Genomic DNA, 17,758 nt, shown 5'->3' on the forward strand with positions numbered 1-17,758 from the left:
ATTCACTTTGCAGAAACCAAAGTAATAAAAGTCTGTGTATTAGTGCTGTCGCGGTAACTTCATTGTGGTGGTGACCTCGTTACGGCTGCAGCAACAACTTGCCCTCGCGGGGTGGCGACGGCGGTACGTTGTAGCGGTTAAGCGCCCAAGCGGCGATGTCCTTAAACAGTGGGGCTGCTGACTGACCGCCGTCACCATGGACACCACGCTGGGGTTCGTCAAGCATAATGCCAATGACAAAACGGGGATCGTCGGCAGGCGCGATGCCTGCAAACGTGATGTGGTACTTGGAATTCGAGTACGCGCCGGTGTCGGGGTCAAACTTCTGCGCCGTACCTGTCTTGCCTGTGAGCGAGTATCCCTCAATACTATTGCCGGCCGCGGTACCCGACTGCTGCCCCGTGGGATCAGACTGCATAACGCCTTCAAACATAGCGCGCACAGTTTGGGCGGTCTCCGGGCTAACCACACGCACTGTTTCCGGGCGCTCTGTTGCCGTCTTCGTGCCGTCCGGGGAAATTGTCGAACGAATCATACGCGGCGGGATGCGCTCGCCATCGTTGGCGATTGCCTGGAAAACTCCTGTCATCTGCAGCAGTGTCATGGCCATACCCTGACCAATGGGCAGGTTCGCAAATGTACCGCCGGACCACTGCGGACGCTGTGGCACAAAGCCGGACGATTCACTGGGCAACTCGATACCCGTGGACTGCCCCAGCCCGAAGAGATGCAGCATCTCAGCGAAGCGGTCCTGACCCAAACGCTCTGCCAGCATTAGGGTGCCGACATTGGAGGACTTGCCGAATACACCGGTCGTCGTGAAAGCTTCCGTGCCGTGCTCCCATGCATCGCGCACGGTGACACCCGCCATATCAATCGTGCCCGGGACCTGCAGAACCTCATCCGGTGTGGTCTTGCCATCTTCGATAGCGGCCGCGGCGGTAATGATCTTTGCTACAGAGCCCGGCTCAAATGGGTTCGATACAGCGGAGTTTCCGATAGTGCGCCCCTCTTCGAGCTCGGCCCCCATATCCTTATTCGGGTTAGCCGTGTCCGCCTGCGCCATTGCAAGCACTTCGCCGGTCTTCGCGTCGAGCACGACTGCCGACGCATCCTTCGCTCCCGAGTTGGCCTTCGCCTGGTTGACCTGCTGCTGGACAAAGTACTGCATGTCGAGGTCCAGGGTCAGCTCGTAAGTCGTACCGTCCACAGCTGCGTGGACATCGCGCGTGGATCCCGGGATTGCCACACCGTTAGAGGCGATATCAATGGTCTTGCCACCGTTAATACCCTGCAAAGTGGCATCACGAGAGGCTTCAAAGCCGAACTGGCCGACGCCATCCATGCCAATCTTGCCGATGACGTTAGCCGCCGTCGCCCCATTCGGGTACTGGCGAATATCCTGACGCTCCGCCACCAGTTCCGGATACTTTTCCACGATGGCAGCGGCCTTGTCCGGGTCGACATTACGCACGAGCACCTCATAGGTGCTGTCCTCATTGCGCAGCTTCTCCAGAATGTCCTTCGAGCTCACCCGGGACGGCGCGCTCATCACCGAGTTCTCCTCGGTTTCGGGTTCCGCTTGACGACGGCGACTGCTTCCCGACTTCTCCGCGTCGATGTCGGCCACGTCGAGTAGCTTCGGCAAATCCTTGGCGATCTGCTCGAGGCGTTCATCGTAGGTAGCGACATCATCCGGGCGCTGCTTATGGGCGTCCCCAATCCACTTGCGCAAAGTGTTCGGGTGAACGGTAATACTGCGTGCCTCCATAGTGAAGGCAAGCTGAGCTCCGTTACGATCGAGAATCGCACCGCGCCGAGCTGCATCAACAACTTCCACCGTGCGCTGATTCTGCGCCGCCGCCGACAGGTCAGGACCTGCGACGAGCTGCACCCAAGCCAAACGGGAGACCAGCACTACAACTGCGATAGCGCCTATAAACTGCAGCCAGTTGCGACGTCGGATGAAGTCCTTATTACTAATGCGTATTTTTTCGCGCGGGGGCACGCTTCGGTTGGTTTTAGCATCGAGCCCCCGGCTGCGCTGACCATCCCGAACGCGACTTTGGCCTCTGCGCTCACGGGATGTAATTCGGTAAGCACGTTCGCCGAAGTCATACCCCCCTCCACGGTTGGGGTAGTCGTCTTCAGATCGAATCATGCGCTAGTGCTTTCTACTAAGTCGATTCTCCCGCGCGCGATAACGTTAGGCGGTATTCCCTGCCATCGCGAGTACTGAATTAATTAGTCTACAGTCGACTGACCAGAAACAGTGGAACCGCCAGAATATCGGACAGTTGGCCAGTTTGGCCCAGTTTGTTTTCTAAGTTCCTACGGTGCTGGAGCTGGCTCGGGTGCCGGAGCTTCCGGTGCTTCCGGCGCCGCGGCTGGCGCTTCTGGGGCTGGCGCTGGCGCTTCAGCCTCAGGCGCGGGTGCCGGAGCCGGCGCAGGTGCTGGTGCGGGCTCATGGTTCTGCGGCGCATACGGAGCGGTTGCCGGCAACCCGTTCGGACGTGGGTGCGCTTCCTCAATGGCCGGTGCCTGCATCCCCGGAACATTCTCGGTGTCCTTCGGGTTCGACGACGGCGCATGCGGAATATTCGGCGACTCGTTATTGAGGTCGACAATCTTCTGCTGCTTCTCATCGCCCGGTCGCACTTCCACGACCTTGCCTTCCGGATCGGTCGTCAAAACGGCAGGCTGCTCCGGATTGACCATGCCCTCTTCCACAGCACGCTGCGCGATAGCACCGGTTGACTTCATGTAAGCAACATCCCGCTCGAGCACCTCCAGCTGGTTACGCAGCTCCTTTTCCTTGGTCTGCGCAGCATCCAGCTGCAAGGATGTCGAGGTCGAAATACCCGACAGCCACATCGCCGCCACGATTCCGGCAACGACGAGAATGATCATCACGGCCGCACCGGCAAACTTGTGGTTATCCCTCGAGGACGTCGTAACGCGACGCCCACGCACCGAGATGACCTGCTGAGAACCTGTGCGCCCAAACCGCCGGCGCTGATAAAGATCCTGTTTCGTGCGGGCGCTGCGACCGCGCTGACGAGTCTTCGTCTTGGCACCGGCGACGGTTGCAGATGCGCCGCGGGAGGTGCGCCGGGTGGGGGCGTGCTCCGTGATTGTCGTTGCCATGCTCGAAAGTTCTCCCAGTACTTAGATCGTTAAGGGTGCGTTTGGTGCGGTTGAAAGGTTTGGGTCAATCGGCTCGAATCCGCTCGATACAGCGAACTCTCACCGGTGCGGCTCGGGGGTTGTCTTCGATCTCGCTTGCCGACGCCTTCTCCGCACCTCTCGTGATGAGAGCAAAGTGCGGTTCATGCCCCGGAAGCTCCATCGGGAGCCCCGGTGGGGTTGTCGACTTCACGCGCTCCGCAAAGTCCTTCTTGACGATGCGGTCTTCCAGACTCTGGTAGCTCATGAACACTGCACGCCCATCGACTGCGAGTGCATTGCAGACCTGTGGCAGTACATTTTCCAGAGCTTCAAGCTCACGATTTACCTCGATACGAAGAGCCTGAAACGTACGCTTGGCCGGGTGTCCGCCCTTGCGGCGAGATGCCGCCGGAATGGTTTCGTAGAGCAGCTCGACCAGACGACCGGAGGTCGTAAACGGTTCCTTCTCCCGCTCACGCAGGACTGCCGAGGCGATCTTGCCGGCGAAGCGCTCGTCGCCGTAAGTCGATAGGATGCGCGCGATATCACCGTGCGAATAGGTATTGAGCACATCCGCTGCGGTAATCCCCTGGCTTGCATCCATGCGCATGTCCAGCGGGGCGTCGACTCGGTAGGCGAATCCACGATTGACTTGGTCAAGCTGCATCGAGGAAACACCGAGATCGAAAAGCGCACCTGCAATGCCCTTCTCAGCGGCGCGGGCGAGAATGTCCTCCGCGCCACTTCCACCCGCGGCTGCAGAAATTTCACCACTGAGCACCTCGGCGAGCGAATCGAAACGCACACGGAACCCTACAAAGCGATCACCGAAGCGCGCGAGACGTTCTTCTGCCCCTCGCAATGCATTGTCATCGCGATCGAGTCCAACAACGCAGAGCTTCGGGAACTGCTCCAACAGGTATTCCGTGTGTCCACCGGCACCAAGAGTGCCGTCGACAACTACTGCGTCGTCACCCAGTGCCTCGATGCCCGGGCGCAACAAATCAGTTACTCGATGAAGCAAAACGGGGACATGACCAAACTCGCCGGACTTGCGATCATCCGCAGGTGCCGATCCGTTCATTTCCCCTCCTCACCGGGTATGTTCGCACTGGTCAGAGAATCTATCGAGTGTATTCCCGGTTTGCTTAACGACGAGTGCCGCGCCAGCAACCAGACCGCACCTCATGAGCACTACTGGGAATGCTGCTATCGGTGCTTAAAACAAAAAGCGGGGATGTTCACAGGGCCCCGCCTGACAGAACCTGGTATCGGGGAAGTACACCAGGGGCTATCAGGCAGAGTCCATGCGGACATTCCCTCTTTTCGGTTATTCCAAGCGGTTTATAAAACGCCGAACAGCGAGTCATCCTCACCTTCGGAGAAATCAGCTTCATGCTCCGCCTGGTAGGCCTCCCAGGACTCTTTGTCCCAGATCTCCAGAAAGTCAATAGAGCCGATAACCACGCACTCCTTGGAGAGATTCGCGTACCGACGGTGATCCATCGATAACGTGATTCGCCCCGAGCCATCAGGACGCTGCTCATCGGTGCTCGCCGCAAGATTTCGGATGAAAGCTCGCGCCTTGGCATTCGTACGAGAGGCCTTAGTAGCCCGCTGAGCTAATTTGACGAACTCCTCTTTCGGATACACCGCCAGAGAATGATCCTGCCCTTTAGTGACCATCAGGCCACCTGCGAGATCCTCACGGAACTTCGCTGGCAACGTCAGGCGCCCTTTGTCATCAAGCTTCGGCGTATAGGTGCCCAGAAACATGCGTCACTGGCCTCCTATCCCCGTGTCAACCTCAATGTCAACGCACAAACGCTTACCGAATTCAGGGATTTAGGCGTTGCCTTCAAGCAGAGCCGGAGGGCTGTGCTTTACCGCAGTGCCAAAATCTCGCCAAACTTTAAGCGCAAATCGGATATTCACTTCTGCAATGTTGACCAACCTCAATCAACATCACGCCCCACTTTACCCCACTATCTTCCACTATCAACACAAGAAGAAGAAAAATAGTCACAGAATCAGCGCAACCCCGCCGCCAGGACATCCACTTTAACCCAATTGACCTGGACTTTTAAAGAATCACCTCGACAATTAAAGCGCGAATAAAAAGTGGGGCACCCACCCGCAACCACGCCGATAACGACGCCACACCAACCACATTGTTAACAGAAAGCAGTTTACGCCCCACTACCCACCACTTACCTGCTAAAAACCATCCAGATTCAACCTGGTCGCCAGACTTAGCGCGTTGACCTGCAATTTTATGTCGCCAGAGCCAAACTTTCGGAGATACCAACAACGACCGCAGATAAGAATTCCTCCATCCCAATAGCTAAGTGGGGGAAAGTGGAGACTCGGGGTGGGGCAAAGTGGGTGAGATCTTGTGGAGACGATTCACGTCTAGAAAAACAAAAAAGTGAGAGCAAGCCATCGCTGGCTTGCCCTCACTTGTTAATTCTTGAGGCTTATCCCCTAACGCCCCTCGAAGCGGCCACGGAAACGCGATTCCAACGTGGAATCACCAGAGGAGCCACGGCTACCCGAGGTCCCTCGACGACTCTTTGCCGCCCCGGACTTAGTCTTTCCAAAGCTCAGCCCCGAAGCAGAACTAGCCTTCTCCTGCTTACCGGCGCCGGTCAGAGCCCAAACGCCGGAACCGAACATAAGGCCAAAGCCGGCAACCGATAACACAATGAACCAATTGCTCACAGAGAAAAGAGCGACGCCGCCAATCAACATCAGCAGACCGAGGAGCATGAGCGCAAAAACCTGGATGGAAAACCCACGAGGTGCGCTGTTTTCCTCCGGAAAGCTGAACGCATTTCCGGCCATCGTCGAACTAAATTTAGGATCCTCAGCGTAGAGTGCAGACTCGATTTCGTCGAGCATCCGCTGTTCGTGCTCAGATAGTCCCACAATTCCTCCATCGCCTACTTGAGCATTGCCCACCGCGATACTGGCGAGCCTTGACCCCTCAACTAACAATGCCGATACAACAAAGTTAATTACAGGCCACGTGCTGCTAACGCGGCGTCCGTTAGCTTCATTCTTACCCCTTCAACGGGCGACTCACCTCTATTGTTCCATGAATCCGAACAATCCCCCATTTATTTAGGAAAGCAACGCTCTAACACGCCCCCACCGGCTTACGCAGCTGCGGGCAGAACACCCAGCTCAGCCCGGACAGCCCCCAAGAATGCACAACTTAAATCCCACAACTCCTGCGCCCGCCGAGAGTCAATGCGACGCGAAATACCCAACCGGACTTCCTCACGCAGCGCGGTGAACTGCTCAAACTTGGTGACCCAGCTATCAAATTCGGGCTGCTCTTTCTTTAAACGCAACCAGGCACTCTGTGTTGCCGAACGACGACGCTTAACTACCGAGCCCGAACGAGCGCCCGAGCCAGAACCCCCAGCCACCGACACATCGTCGCGATTCAACAGCGCGCCTGCGCAACGCAGCGCCGCACAGTAGGAAAGCTCCAACATCTCATCAGAGCTGGCATTCCGAGCATTCGCTAGCAGAGCCTCTGCCCGCCCCAGCAGCTCCAGCGATTGCCTTGAGACACCGACCGGGGCGACCGAACCCGACTGCGAAATCGCCCTAAACTCCACCACGTTCGACCTTGCCACCACCCTGCTTCTCCTTTCACACAGCATTCACATGAGCACGGATTTTCCGCTTCTCCTTAGCGGGATTGACTGCAATCTATCCCCAAGCCCGGACTACGCCATGCGCACTTTCGCACACCTGTTCGACTCGATGTTATTGCAGTAATCTCACAACTAAGTTCGTCCAAGTCGCTAATCTGGTCACTGTGAAATACAGCGTGGTTCCGATGACAGCAGGAGACTTCAATCTCCGCCTGCAAGAAGCAGTGGCTCTCTACATCACCGCGATGCAGTACAACCCCGCAATCTTGCCCGGTCGTCTCCACGAATGGCAGAAGCAAACCACTCAACCCGGCTTCATGGCTGCTGCAGCCATAGCTCACCCCAAAGAGCTCTCCCCTGCCCAGGCTCTCCGCGACCCGCGCTGCAGGTTGGTTGGCATCGGCTACTGCCGTACAGGATTGGACACGCACTGGTGGTATCGCCAGGTAAGAGATGGACTGCTCATGGACGGGCGCTCGCTACCGGACGTCGTCAAGCTCTTGGGCAACTACGCCGAACTGTCTGAGATTCACATACACCCCAGCTTTCAGGGGCGGGGACTCGGTAAACGACTGCTCCGCGAGTTGGTCGATTCCCGCCCAGAGACGCGAGTTCTGTTGTCAACCCCGGAATACCCGAATGAGGCCAATAGGGCATGGCAGCTCTACCGCCAATTTGGTTTCAAGGATGTTTTAAGGAACTTTTATTTCACAGGGGACTCCCGTCCCTTCGCAGTTCTAGGAGTAGATCTTCCCCGTGACATCATCACCGAGTGAACCTTCCACACCACGTCGACGGCTTTCGCCTCTGCGCATTGCCACAGCAATGGCCGGAATTGCCGCCATCTTGCCGCTCAGCGGCTGCTTTGACGCACAGGCTGGCATTACCATTTCCGGCGACGACAGGGTCTCGGGCACAATTCACGTAACACCCACGGAGGAAGTCCGTTCCCAATTTGAGCAGTGGCAAGTACCGGAAGATCTCTCCGACCGCGTCTCGCAGGGAGTAATCGACTCCTCCACAGGAAAGATGGAAGTCTCGTTCAACGAGCTGCACTTCATTGAACTCACCGATACGCTCCGACAGCTTTCCGACGATCGCGTAGACATCGACCTAGACCGTACCGGTGGCGGCAAGATTTCGATGAACGGCCACATGGATTTGACTCACCTGCCCGGCGCGAAGGTTGATTTCGTCGTCGCGTTCCCGGAGCAGGTTACTGACTCCAATGGCCGCCAGACCGAACCGAACAAGGTGGAATGGCAGCTCGCCAGTGGCGAGAACCATAATGTATGGGCTTCGTCGCCGGCTGGATCCACCAAGCGGAATCAATTCCTATTATTTGCCGGTGTGACCACAGCCGCCGGTGTCCTAGCCTCAGTGCTAGGTGTCCTGTGGGCGCGAAGAGTTCGCGACATGCAGGACTTTTAGCAATTAAAAACCGCCGCGCAGCATATCCTGGCCGGTGCCCCATTCGGGCGCCATGCCGAGGTTGTGCAAAACTTCCTGGGAGGCGCGAGCGAAGTTCATAGTCATAAAGTGCAGCCCCGGCACGCCTTCGGCGATGAGCCGCTCTGCCATGTTGGTCGAAAACTCGATACCAATCTTGCGAATCTCATCTTTATTGGCCTGCTCGTCACCATCTGCTGCCTTAATCAGGCGTTCCTCCAAATCGGATGACAACTGTGCCCCGGAGAGCTCAACCTGCCTGCGCACTGAGCGCAGCGATGTAATCGGCATCAGCCCCGGAATGATGGGCTTGGCACCGTGCACTGGGTCGGCTTCCACCAGGCGGTCTCGAAGGCGTAAGTAGTGCTCAATATCGAAGAACATCTGCGTAATCGAGTATTCGGCTCCCGCGCGCAGCTTGGCCAGCGTGTACTGCGTATCATGGTCCAAATCCGGCGAGCGGTAGTGTCCTTCCGGAAACGACGCAATGCCGATTTCAAACTTCTCGAACTCCGGCTCGGCCTTAATCAGCTCAATCAGCTCGCTGGCGTAGTGCAGACCGCCCTCGGTCTCCACCCAAGGACCAAGCGGGTCTCCCGGTGGGTCACCACGCAGAACAAGCAGATTCGTCAGCCCCGCGCTGAGATAAGAGCGCAGGATTTCCCGCAGCTCGTCGACAGTGTGCTCTACCAATGTCAGGTGCACAAGCGTTGTAAGCGGCTGCCTCGAAACGCGCTGGGCGATTCGCAGGGTGCGGTCGCGGCTAGAACCACCGGCGCCGTAGGTCACGGATGCAAAGGAGGCACCAAGATCATGGAAAGCCTCAGCTGCTCGAAGAAGACGTTCCTCGGCGGCGTCGTCACGCGGGGGCATGAACTCGACCGAGAAGGGAATACTGCCCGCGCTCGGCATTGAAAGCGCCTGGCGGATCGTCACTTGGCGGCCTGGCGACGGTGGCATTGTTGAGGACATAGTCACTCATACTAAGCGGTGTCCTATTCTTGAGTCAGCATTACCCGTCATCGACGAGAGGCTCACATGAGCGAAGAACTGGATTTGGCCGCGCTGCAGCCCCGCGAAGTACCAGCTGCTGTTACCAAAACGCTGGAGAACTACCTCAAAAGCCGTGGCGACGATGTCGCGTCGGTCGATGCGGTGTACACCGAGGCCATAGATTCGCTCCATTCCTTCGTCCTCAATGGGGGCAAGCGCGTGCGTCCAGCCTTCGCCTGGCAGGGGTGGTTGGGAGCAGGCGGCCTCGAAGGCCGTTTCTCCCCAGCCGAGGATTCCCAGGCTGTGATGAACGCGGTGAGCGCCCTGGAACTCATTCAAGCCTGTGCACTCATTCATGACGACATCATCGATGACGCTGATACGCGCCGTGGCGCACCGACTATCCACAAGGTATTCGAGGCCAAGCACGAGGCCAATAGCTGGAATGGAGCCGCCGACCGCTTCGGTATTTCGGCCGCAATCCTCATTGGCGATGTTGCTCTGACCTGGGCTGATGACATGATGCACTCTTCAGGCCTCAGCTCGGAGGCGCTAACCCGCGCACTTGTCCCCTGGCGGGCGATGCGCACTGAAGTACTTGGCGGCCAACTGCTCGATATCACGGCCGAAGCCAGCCGGGACAGTCGCGTCGAGACCGCTGAGAAAATCAATCTGTTCAAGACCGCCGCCTACACCATCGAGCGGCCGCTCCACATTGGTGCTGCGATTGCCGGCGCCCCAGCGGAATTGGTTGAGGCCTACCGCAGCTTCGGCCGCGATATCGGTGTGGCATTCCAGCTCCGCGACGATCAGCTGGGTGTTTTCGGCGATCCCGAAGTCACGGGCAAGCCTGCCGGCGATGACCTCCGCGAGGGCAAGCGAACCGTACTGGTCGGCCAGGCTTTAAGCCTCTACCTCGATTCCGCACCTGAAAAGGCCCGCTTTATCGATGAACGCCTGGGAGCGGTCTCGTCTGCTGCAGATATTGATGAGCTACGAAATCTCATCGCTGATTCCGGCGCTGCCGATGCCGTCGAACGTGAAATTGACCGCCTGACCAGCCGCGCTTTCTCCACTATCGAGAATGCCGACCTGCCTGCAACGTCGCGCGAGAACCTCATTGCTATGGGCGTTCGCGCCACCGCTCGTCAGCATTAGACCAGGTGTTGCGTAGTCATGCCCGCTGCTTCCCCCACTCGTGCCCCCATTAATTCCCCGCGTCTGCGACGTGCGGTCACTCGTCCTCATAAGGGCTCCAAACCACGACTGACCATCATCGGCGCAGGCCTGTCCGGACTTACCGCCGCGCTCTACGCCATCGCCGATGGCTACGATGTCACCGTTGTCGAGCGGGGAAGTTTCGTCGGCGGACGCTGCGCCAGTGAACCCATCACAGTCGATATCGACGAGCAATCGCTCACCGCAGTCTTCGACACTGGCGCAACTGTATGGACCATGCCCTCGCTTGTCGACGATGCCCTCGCCGCCGTCGGCCTCTACGCGCGCGATATCGACCCGGGTTTTTCGGCCTCCCCAATCACGCCCACCTACCGTGCGGAATTTGCCACCCGCGGCGGACTCGACGTGTTTTCCAACGAAGACATGATGGCCGATGAACTCGCGCGCTTCGGTGCCTCTGACTCCACCGTCGCCGGTTACCGCAAACTTCGCACGTGGCTGCAAACTCTCTTCAATGCCTGCTTCGACAACTTCATGTCCCGCAGCTTTGACCGCGTTACGGACCTATTCACCGGGCCCGGCGCGCTTCGCGACCTCACTACGCTCCTCCGACTCGGTGCCTTCGGCGCCCTCGAACCTAAGATTCGTGCCTTCCTCGGAGATAATGATCTCGCTCGCGTTTTCAGCTTCCAGGCGCTTTACGCAGGTGTGCCTCCCGCTAAGGCCCGTGCGGTCTACGGCTGCATTTCCCACATGGATACCTCGATGGGGGTTTACTATCCGCACTCCCCCGCATTTGGTTCGGGTATAGGCGCCGTCAGCGAGTTGCTCGCCGAGGCCGTCCGTCGAGCTGGCGGAACCATCGACTTCGGCGTTGATGTCACTGGGCTGAAAGTTGACGAAGCAGGCTTTGTCTCCGCCATCACCACGGCAACTGGCGAGCGTCCCACCGATGCCGTCATCGCTACGACCGATTTACCTGTGGTGCAGAGCTGGCTTCACGACGCGGCTACCTCTGCCGCCGGTAGCTCATCGAAGCGGCGAGGCCTTCGGAGCGTCGTAAAGCGGACGGGAGCGCGACGGTTGTTCCCAGTTCGATTTTCTCCATCGGCGGTGGTGGCGCACGGGCTGATTCCGGTTTCGGAGACTGCGACGTGGCCGAAGCGGCATCACCTGATTTCGTTTGGCGAAAAGTGGAACGAAACCTTTGAGGAGATCTCGTCACCGCGCCATGGAAAGCTAATGTCGGACCCATCATTGCTGGTCACCCGGCCTGCGGTGAGCGCGCCGGAGCGTATTGTCACAGATGCGAACGGCGTGCAGTGGGAGCCCGTCAGTGTGCTCGCGCCGTGCCCCAACTTGCAGTCGGCCAATCTGATCTGGTCACGAATCGGTGGGGACTACGTTGCGAAAATAACCGCTGAGCTGGAGCGGCGCGGACTGACCGGGATTTCTACGAAGTGGCGAGTCGGTCGGATCGATACCCCTCAGCAGTGGCAAGAACGCGACATGGGCGTTGGCTCGCCGTTTGGGCTGGCGCATCTGTTCCGACAGACGGGGCCGTTCCGTCCCCGCAACTTCTCTCCGAAGATGCCAAAGAATCTGACGCTGGCGGGATCGACGACGGTGCCGGGGGTTGGCGTGCCGACGGTCATGATTTCGGGACGACTTGCGGCACAGCGGTTTGAAACGCCTTAGCTCATGAATGTCTCCCGGATGTCTGCCGGTGGTCACTGACCAACTAGGATTAATGCATCAGCAATGTATCGATTGTTTAGGTTGACATGAATTTATCGCGGAGTGCTCAGCTGGGTGTCTACGGTGGCATCCTCATTGCTCTGGGCTCCTACGGTTCCGGTGCGAATCGCTACCGTGGCGGCCTTGTCCACGCTCTGGGACTCGACTGGATCACCTACGGTCACGGTCAGATTTTCTGTGAGATTGTGATTTGGGTAGGTATCGCCCTGCTGCTTATCTCGTGGCTGCGCATCGGGCGGGAACTGCTGTTCTCGAAGGGGACCACCCGGGACATTGTGGCCGGTTCTGCCCATGCTGGCGACGCAGCAGACGCTGCGGTTCCAGCGAACGCTGGCGGCGATGAGTCCACGTTGCGTCGGTTCAATTCAATCCTGTTGGCCTGGGCAATTCCCCTCGCGCTGGCCGCACCGCTGTTCTCTCGCGATGTCTATTCGTATCTCATGCAGGGCGCGATGGTCCGCGATGGGTTTGATCCCTACACCGAGGGAGCTGCAGCTAATCCAGGGCCGATGCTGCTGGAGGTATCCGCAGATTGGCGGAATACCACCACCCCGTATGGCCCGCTGCATCTGGGAATTGGCGAGGTCATCACGCGGATTGTCGGCGACAACATCACCGTCGGCGTGATTCTCTACCGCATTGTGTGTCTGCTGGGCTTCGCCGCCATTGTCTGGTCGATCCCGCGAATCGCCCGGGAGCTTGGAGCAAATCCGGCTTTCGCACAGTGGCTCGGTGTGCTCAATCCACTGGTGCTACTGCATCTGATTGCGGGTATGCACAACGAGGCACTGATGGTCGGATTGGTCAGCCTGGCACTAGTCGCCGCACTGCACATGGAGCACATGCGGGGCGGCCTAGTCGCTGCTGTCCTCATCGGAATCGGCGTCGCGCTGAAAGCCACCGCTGTCCTGGCGCTGCCCTTCGTCGTGTGGATTGTGTTGACCAGGCGCGAGCCCATCGCCACGGTTCAAGAGATGCTGCGCAAGATTCCGGCGATTGCCGGTGTGGGCATCGTGTTGGTCGCAGTCTGCGTCGGCACGCTTGCAGTGGTGACGTGGCTGACCGGCTCGAGCTGGGGCTGGATTTCCGAGATCAGTGGCAATACCAAGGTGATTAACCCCCTGGCAGCACCGTCAGCGGTCGCTGGTGTGATCTCGGGCGTCATGGCGTGGTTCAACGACGACATCGGTTTCAATGTCATCGTCAGCCACACACGCGTGGTCTCCTCTATCATCATGCTGGTGGGACTCGTGATCTCCTGGTTCTACTTCCGAGCCACCCCTCGTAACAATGTCGCTGGCATGATTGCCGCCTACGTGGTGGCCTGCGTATTTAATGCCGTGGCACTTCCCTGGTACTACGCCAGCTTATTGACTCCCATGGGAACGATTCGCCCGCCACGATGGGTGGTTCAAGGCACCGTGTTGTTCACATTCATCCTGTCGCTGTCCTTCGCCGGCGGCGGCAATCACCGCTTCTACGACGTGCCCTGGATGGTTATCATTACCGTTCTCGGCTGGCTGGCCGTCGGCTGGCTGACCACTGGAAAATTCAGCTGGAAGTACCCGTGGCGCGACGATAAAACCGCCGCAGACACGGATTCCACGGTGGCACCCCTGTCGCGGTCAACCGAGGTCGCATAGTTGTCCATGCCCACCCCACAGCCTCTCTCGACCATCGCGCTGCCACAGTCCTACGAGCTCTGCCGCGATATTATGGCCTCCCACGGTCGCACGTATTCCCTGGCCACGCGACTATTGGCACCCCGCCAACAGCGTGCGGTGTGGTCTCTCTACGCCTGGGCACGCATCGTCGATGACTACGTCGACTGCCCCGCCGACGCCGACCGCTCCCCCACGCACATCGAAGCCACGGTCACACGTTTAAGCGAGCTTTTCCACTCAGCTGTCGTCATCGGTTCGCTTGACGACGTCCACCGCGACCGCGACCGTGCCGTCATCTCGGCGGCCGCACAGACTTTTCGCGACTACGACATCGATCCACAGCTCTCTGCGGACTTTGTTCACTCCATGTTGATGGACGTGCCCGACACATCGTGCCACATTGCGCATTTTGAAACATGGGAGCAACTCGACTCGTATATGTGGGGCTCCGCAGCAGTCATCGGCCTTGAGATGATGCCCATCCTAGGCACCCGCGCAGGGGTCTCCCGCGAGGAAGCCACTCCCTACGCAGAGCTCCTGGGAAAAGCCTTTCAGGTGACGAATTTCCTCCGCGACATCGCCGAGGATTTTCGCCGTGGCCGTATTTACCTACCACTGAATGAGTGGGAGGCCTTCGGAGTGGGTACCGAGGAGATCGGCTACTGTGCCGCCACGGGACAGGCGACCCCGGCGGTACGTCAGGCATTGGCCTTCTTCATCGCTCGCAACCGCGCACTCTATGCCGAAGCCAGCAGCGGCGTGGACATGTTAGAGGTGCCAGGGCGTCAGGCTATCCGTGCCGCGGAGATTCTCTACTCAGACATTCTCGGCGAAATTGAGCGCATGAACTACAACGTCTTTGCGCAACGCGCTCAAGTGGGACGCGCTCGAAAAGCAAAAATCGCCCTCCCGCTGCTTTTCACAGCAGTGGCCGGGCGATTACGACAGGAGCTATCGCGGGCGTAGGACGGCGGGCGTAGGACGCCGTCCGGGTCTTTACAACGCCATAGCCTGTGCGCGGCGCATTACTTCGCGTGCAAGGTGACCGTGCAGGGCGTCCACCGGACGTCCAGGCAGAGATTCATCTTCGGTGAATAGCCACTCCAGCGTTTCTTCTCGCGTGTAGCCGCCGTCGGCAAGCAATGCGAGTGCGCCAGGTACAAAACGCGCGACCTCATCATCTTCAAAGAAGCGGGCGGGAATTTGTGCAATGCCGTCGCGGTGGACTGCAATAAGGCGACCCTCCTGCAGCAACGCGTGAATTCGGGTGACGGTGACGCCAATGAGGTCAGCGGCATCGGGCAGCGCAAGAGTGGGTTCGTCGGCGCTCAGGACATCGTGGCAAGTTGGAATCTTTCTCACACTGGTCACTTTAGCGCGTTGGCCTTGCAGTAGGTACGTCCCCATATACTTATTAGAAGCAACTGATTGGAACAGGGAAGGCTGGTTTATGTCGCAGCTTGTCGAGGGGCAGATTCTCGATGGTCGCTACCGCATCGGAGCCACCATCGCACACGGTGGCATGAGCACCGTGTACTGCGCCACCGATTTGCGGCTCGATCGCAGGGTGGCCGCAAAGGTCATGGATCCGCGTTTTGTCGACGACGAGTCTTTCCGCATCCGCTTCGAACGTGAGGCCCGCGCGGTCGCGCACCTCAATGACGAGTCGCTCGTCAACGTCTACGACCAGGGCACGGACCCGGCGGGGCATGTTTTCCTCATTATGGAATTCGTCGACGGTGGGACCCTCCGCGAACTGCTCCGTCAGCGCGGTCCGATGCCTCCGCATGCAGCTGCCGTCGTGATGCGCTCAGTTCTACGCGCCCTATCGGTGGCGCATTCCCGCGGCATGGTGCACCGAGATATCAAGCCGGAAAATGTGCTGATTGCCTCGGACGGGCGAGTGAAGCTGGCGGACTTCGGTCTAGTGCGCGCGGCCGCTGATGCCAAGGTGACCTCTAACTCGGTCATCGTCGGCACCGTCGCTTATCTGGCTCCGGAGCAGGTCACGGGTGAATCCATCTCCCCTGCATCCGATGTGTATGCGGCGGGTATTTTGCTCTTTGAGCTGCTTACCGGCACCACGCCATTCATCGCCGATTCTTCGCTCGGCGTTGCCATGAAGCGATTGAACGAAGATGTCCCGCCACCCTCGGAGTTCATCGACGGCGTTCCCGAGGAGTTCGACGAGTTGGTCGCCCGCGCTTGTTCCCGCAGGCCGGAGGATCGGTTTGAGACGGCCGAGGAATTCGGTGACGCACTCGAAGACATTGCGGACAAACTCGCGCTGCCACCATTCCGCGTGCCGTCGCCCGTCAATTCAGCAGCCGCCAACGCTGCCGCCATGGAGGGGCTCACAGAGGACTTCCACCGACCGGGCAACGACCATTTCGATGACAGACACGGCACCGCAGAGACGGCACCCGAGCGCTTCGGTCACGACGGCTATGGCTTCTCGACGGACGCACCCGGTAGCCCCGTTTCTTCCCGACCACCGGGACCACCAAACGTTTTCGATGATTTCGACGACCCGGATGCGGGGCGGACACGCACTTTCGATCGCAATGACGAGTACAACCCCCCTGGCTGGGAATCCCCGGAGCCGTCTGGTGGAGCTCTCGTACCAGCCGACGTTCCAGGCGCTCCGGAATATCCGCTGCCGCCGGACACTCAGGGCCCACAGCACCCACAGCATCCGCAGCCGCGATCTGCTCAGACTCAGACGCCTAAGAGCCGTCGAGCTACCCGACAGCGGACGCGCCGTGGATGTGCATTGTGGCTGATTATCGCCCTGGTTGCCACGTTGGGCATGGGGCTTGGCGCATGGTGGCTGGGCTCTGGCCGTTACGGCGAAGTGCCCTCTATCACTGGGCTGTCGCAACCACAGGCGATGACCGCAATCAGTGAGGCGGGCTTTGAACCGGTGGTTGATGAGCGCTACGACAACGATGTCGCAGTGTCCCAGATTATTGGCTCGGACCCCCTGGCTGGAGCGCGGGTTGTCCGCGGTGATGATGTTCGCGTGCTGGTCAGCCTCGGCCGCCCGACAGTGCCCGCATATCCCGCGAACCACTCAAAGGAAGTATTCAGCGCTGCCCTAGCTAAGCGGACGTTGAAAGAAGAGGTCGGAGACCCCGTTTTTTCCGATGATGTCTCCACCGGCGGCTTGGTCTTTGCGGTTCCTGCTCCAGGACAGACCGTCGAAGTTGGCTCGGTTGTGACTGTGCATTACTCCAAGGGGCCAGCACCGGTGAAGGTGCCAAAAATCGTGGGCCTTCAAGAGGATGAAGCTCGTGAGCTGTTGAGTAAGGCCGGACTGGAAGTCCGGGAGGTATCGGCGGAGTTCTCCTCCTCTGCTGAGCCGGAAGAGGTTCTTTCCGTGTCTCCTGAGGAAGGCACTGGCCTCGAACGCGGTAGTTCTGTGACGTTGACCATTAACAACGGCATCGAAGTGCCCAATGTAGTGGGCAAGTCGGAGGATACTGCTCGCCAAATTCTGCAGCGCGAGGGCATTGAGGTAAGCGAAGTAAAGGACGCGTCCTCCTCCTCGCGCGACTACGGCCGTGTCGACGCAGTCTCACCGAGTGCAGGTCGTCTGGTTAACCCCAATGATGCGACTGTCACGCTGACGGTGTCCAGAGCAGTGAAGGTTCCGCAGCTGCTGGGTAAAACTGTTGCGCAGGCACGTCGTGAAGCGGAGAAACAGCATCTTCAGCTCGACATCGACGGCTCTGCGAACGAAGACGATCGCATCGTATTGCAGTCACCCCGACCGGGCGCTAAGGCCACGGCGGGTGACAGCATTTCGGTCAGCACTCTGTAAAAAGTGCGGCGCGCTAATGAGTGCGGCGCTGCACTAGCTGGGCTAGTTGTACCTAG

15 protein-coding genes are annotated in these 17,758 nt (G+C 58.9%); 7 read left to right on the plus strand and 8 right to left on the minus strand.

All coding sequences use genetic code 11. The features are described from left to right. Positions 1–79: 79 nt before the first annotated feature. The 6 genes from CRD20_RS01360 to CRD20_RS01385 form a co-directional block, all read right to left on the minus strand. A complete protein-coding gene (locus CRD20_RS01360) occupies positions 80–2,161 on the minus strand; it encodes a penicillin-binding protein 2 (RefSeq protein ID WP_187404707.1) in 2,082 nt (693 codons plus the stop codon). A 170-nt stretch (positions 2,162–2,331) separates the two neighbouring features. After that, positions 2,332–3,147: a hypothetical protein gene (locus tag CRD20_RS01365; protein ID WP_016423006.1), complete on the minus strand. Its 816-nt coding sequence runs from the start codon at positions 3,145–3,147 to the stop codon at positions 2,332–2,334. A 64-nt stretch (positions 3,148–3,211) separates the two neighbouring features. Next, positions 3,212–4,252, minus strand: a complete 1,041-nt coding sequence (rsmH, locus tag CRD20_RS01370) for a 16S rRNA (cytosine(1402)-N(4))-methyltransferase RsmH (RefSeq protein WP_016423007.1) — start codon at positions 4,250–4,252, stop codon at positions 3,212–3,214. 260 nt (positions 4,253–4,512) lie between these two features. Continuing rightward, positions 4,513–4,944 (minus strand): division/cell wall cluster transcriptional repressor MraZ, encoded by a 432-nt coding sequence (gene mraZ, locus CRD20_RS01375; protein ID WP_005510286.1) that lies wholly within the window; start codon positions 4,942–4,944, stop codon positions 4,513–4,515. Between the two features lie 708 nt (positions 4,945–5,652). Next, entirely contained in the window at positions 5,653–6,096 is a 444-nt protein-coding gene (locus CRD20_RS01380) for a DUF3040 domain-containing protein (RefSeq protein WP_048731191.1), read from the minus strand. Positions 6,097–6,326: 230 nt separating this feature from the next. Next, on the minus strand, positions 6,327–6,815 hold the full coding sequence (locus tag CRD20_RS01385; RefSeq protein WP_048731236.1) for an SAV_6107 family HEPN domain-containing protein: 489 nt from the start codon (positions 6,813–6,815) through the stop codon (positions 6,327–6,329). Between the two features lie 206 nt (positions 6,816–7,021). On the opposite strand from CRD20_RS01385, the gene CRD20_RS01390 reads away from it, so the two are divergent. Both CRD20_RS01390 and CRD20_RS01395 read left to right on the plus strand, forming a co-directional pair. Next, positions 7,022–7,612, plus strand: coding sequence for a GNAT family N-acetyltransferase (locus CRD20_RS01390; RefSeq protein WP_048731193.1), 591 nt, complete (start codon positions 7,022–7,024; stop codon positions 7,610–7,612). Next, complete coding sequence (locus tag CRD20_RS01395; RefSeq protein WP_016423011.1) at positions 7,593–8,267, plus strand: DUF3153 domain-containing protein; 675 nt, start codon at positions 7,593–7,595, stop codon at positions 8,265–8,267. The genes CRD20_RS01390 and CRD20_RS01395 overlap by 20 nt, the downstream gene beginning before the upstream one ends. A gap of 3 nt (positions 8,268–8,270) precedes the next feature. Here CRD20_RS01395 and metF read toward each other — a convergent pair whose 3' ends face one another. Further along, complete coding sequence (gene metF / locus CRD20_RS01400; RefSeq protein ID WP_048731195.1) at positions 8,271–9,257, minus strand: methylenetetrahydrofolate reductase [NAD(P)H]; 987 nt, start codon at positions 9,255–9,257, stop codon at positions 8,271–8,273. A 66-nt stretch (positions 9,258–9,323) separates the two neighbouring features. Here metF and CRD20_RS01405 point away from each other — a divergent pair, with 66 nt between their 5' ends. From CRD20_RS01405 to CRD20_RS01420, 4 genes are all read left to right on the plus strand, one after another. Further along, positions 9,324–10,436 (plus strand): polyprenyl synthetase family protein, encoded by a 1,113-nt coding sequence (locus CRD20_RS01405; RefSeq protein WP_048731197.1) that lies wholly within the window; start codon positions 9,324–9,326, stop codon positions 10,434–10,436. Positions 10,437–10,454: 18 nt separating this feature from the next. Further along, entirely contained in the window at positions 10,455–12,155 is a 1,701-nt protein-coding gene (gene crtI, locus CRD20_RS01410; RefSeq protein ID WP_048731199.1) for a phytoene desaturase family protein, read from the plus strand. Between the two features lie 86 nt (positions 12,156–12,241). Beyond that, complete coding sequence (locus tag CRD20_RS01415) at positions 12,242–13,858, plus strand: alpha-(1->6)-mannopyranosyltransferase A (protein ID WP_048731201.1); 1,617 nt, start codon at positions 12,242–12,244, stop codon at positions 13,856–13,858. A 6-nt stretch (positions 13,859–13,864) separates the two neighbouring features. Then, entirely contained in the window at positions 13,865–14,845 is a 981-nt protein-coding gene (locus tag CRD20_RS01420) for a phytoene/squalene synthase family protein (RefSeq protein ID WP_187404708.1), read from the plus strand. Between the two features lie 30 nt (positions 14,846–14,875). On the opposite strand, the gene CRD20_RS01425 is transcribed toward CRD20_RS01420, so the two are convergent. Further along, positions 14,876–15,250 (minus strand): Rv2175c family DNA-binding protein, encoded by a 375-nt coding sequence (locus tag CRD20_RS01425; protein WP_005510311.1) that lies wholly within the window; start codon positions 15,248–15,250, stop codon positions 14,876–14,878. Positions 15,251–15,329: 79 nt separating this feature from the next. Between CRD20_RS01425 and CRD20_RS01430 the strand changes: the two genes are divergently transcribed. Continuing rightward, a complete protein-coding gene (locus tag CRD20_RS01430) occupies positions 15,330–17,702 on the plus strand; it encodes a Stk1 family PASTA domain-containing Ser/Thr kinase (protein WP_187404709.1) in 2,373 nt (790 codons plus the stop codon). Positions 17,703–17,758 lie beyond the last annotated feature (56 nt).

Origin of the sequence: Corynebacterium sp. LK33 (genome assembly GCF_014334955.1) — a bacterium.
GTDB lineage: Bacteria > Actinomycetota > Actinomycetes > Mycobacteriales > Mycobacteriaceae > Corynebacterium > Corynebacterium jeikeium_D.

What these genes read in the sequence shown, in the direction of transcription:
- CRD20_RS01360 (WP_187404707.1), bottom strand. Translation starts at nt 2,161, where the DNA reads ATGATTCGATCTGAAGACGACTACCCCAACCGTGGAGGGGGGTATGAC.
- CRD20_RS01365 (WP_016423006.1), bottom strand. Translation starts at nt 3,147, where the DNA reads ATGGCAACGACAATCACGGAGCACGCCCCCACCCGGCGCACCTCCCGC.
- rsmH (WP_016423007.1), bottom strand. Translation starts at nt 4,252, where the DNA reads ATGAACGGATCGGCACCTGCGGATGATCGCAAGTCCGGCGAGTTTGGT.
- mraZ (WP_005510286.1), bottom strand. Translation starts at nt 4,944, where the DNA reads ATGTTTCTGGGCACCTATACGCCGAAGCTTGATGACAAAGGGCGCCTG.
- CRD20_RS01390 (WP_048731193.1), top strand. Translation starts at nt 7,022, where the DNA reads ATGACAGCAGGAGACTTCAATCTCCGCCTGCAAGAAGCAGTGGCTCTC.
- metF (WP_048731195.1), bottom strand. Translation starts at nt 9,257, where the DNA reads ATGTCCTCAACAATGCCACCGTCGCCAGGCCGCCAAGTGACGATCCGC.
- CRD20_RS01405 (WP_048731197.1), top strand. Translation starts at nt 9,324, where the DNA reads ATGAGCGAAGAACTGGATTTGGCCGCGCTGCAGCCCCGCGAAGTACCA.
- crtI (WP_048731199.1), top strand. Translation starts at nt 10,455, where the DNA reads ATGCCCGCTGCTTCCCCCACTCGTGCCCCCATTAATTCCCCGCGTCTG.
- CRD20_RS01415 (WP_048731201.1), top strand. Translation starts at nt 12,242, where the DNA reads ATGAATTTATCGCGGAGTGCTCAGCTGGGTGTCTACGGTGGCATCCTC.
- CRD20_RS01420 (WP_187404708.1), top strand. Translation starts at nt 13,865, where the DNA reads ATGCCCACCCCACAGCCTCTCTCGACCATCGCGCTGCCACAGTCCTAC.
- CRD20_RS01430 (WP_187404709.1), top strand. Translation starts at nt 15,330, where the DNA reads ATGTCGCAGCTTGTCGAGGGGCAGATTCTCGATGGTCGCTACCGCATC.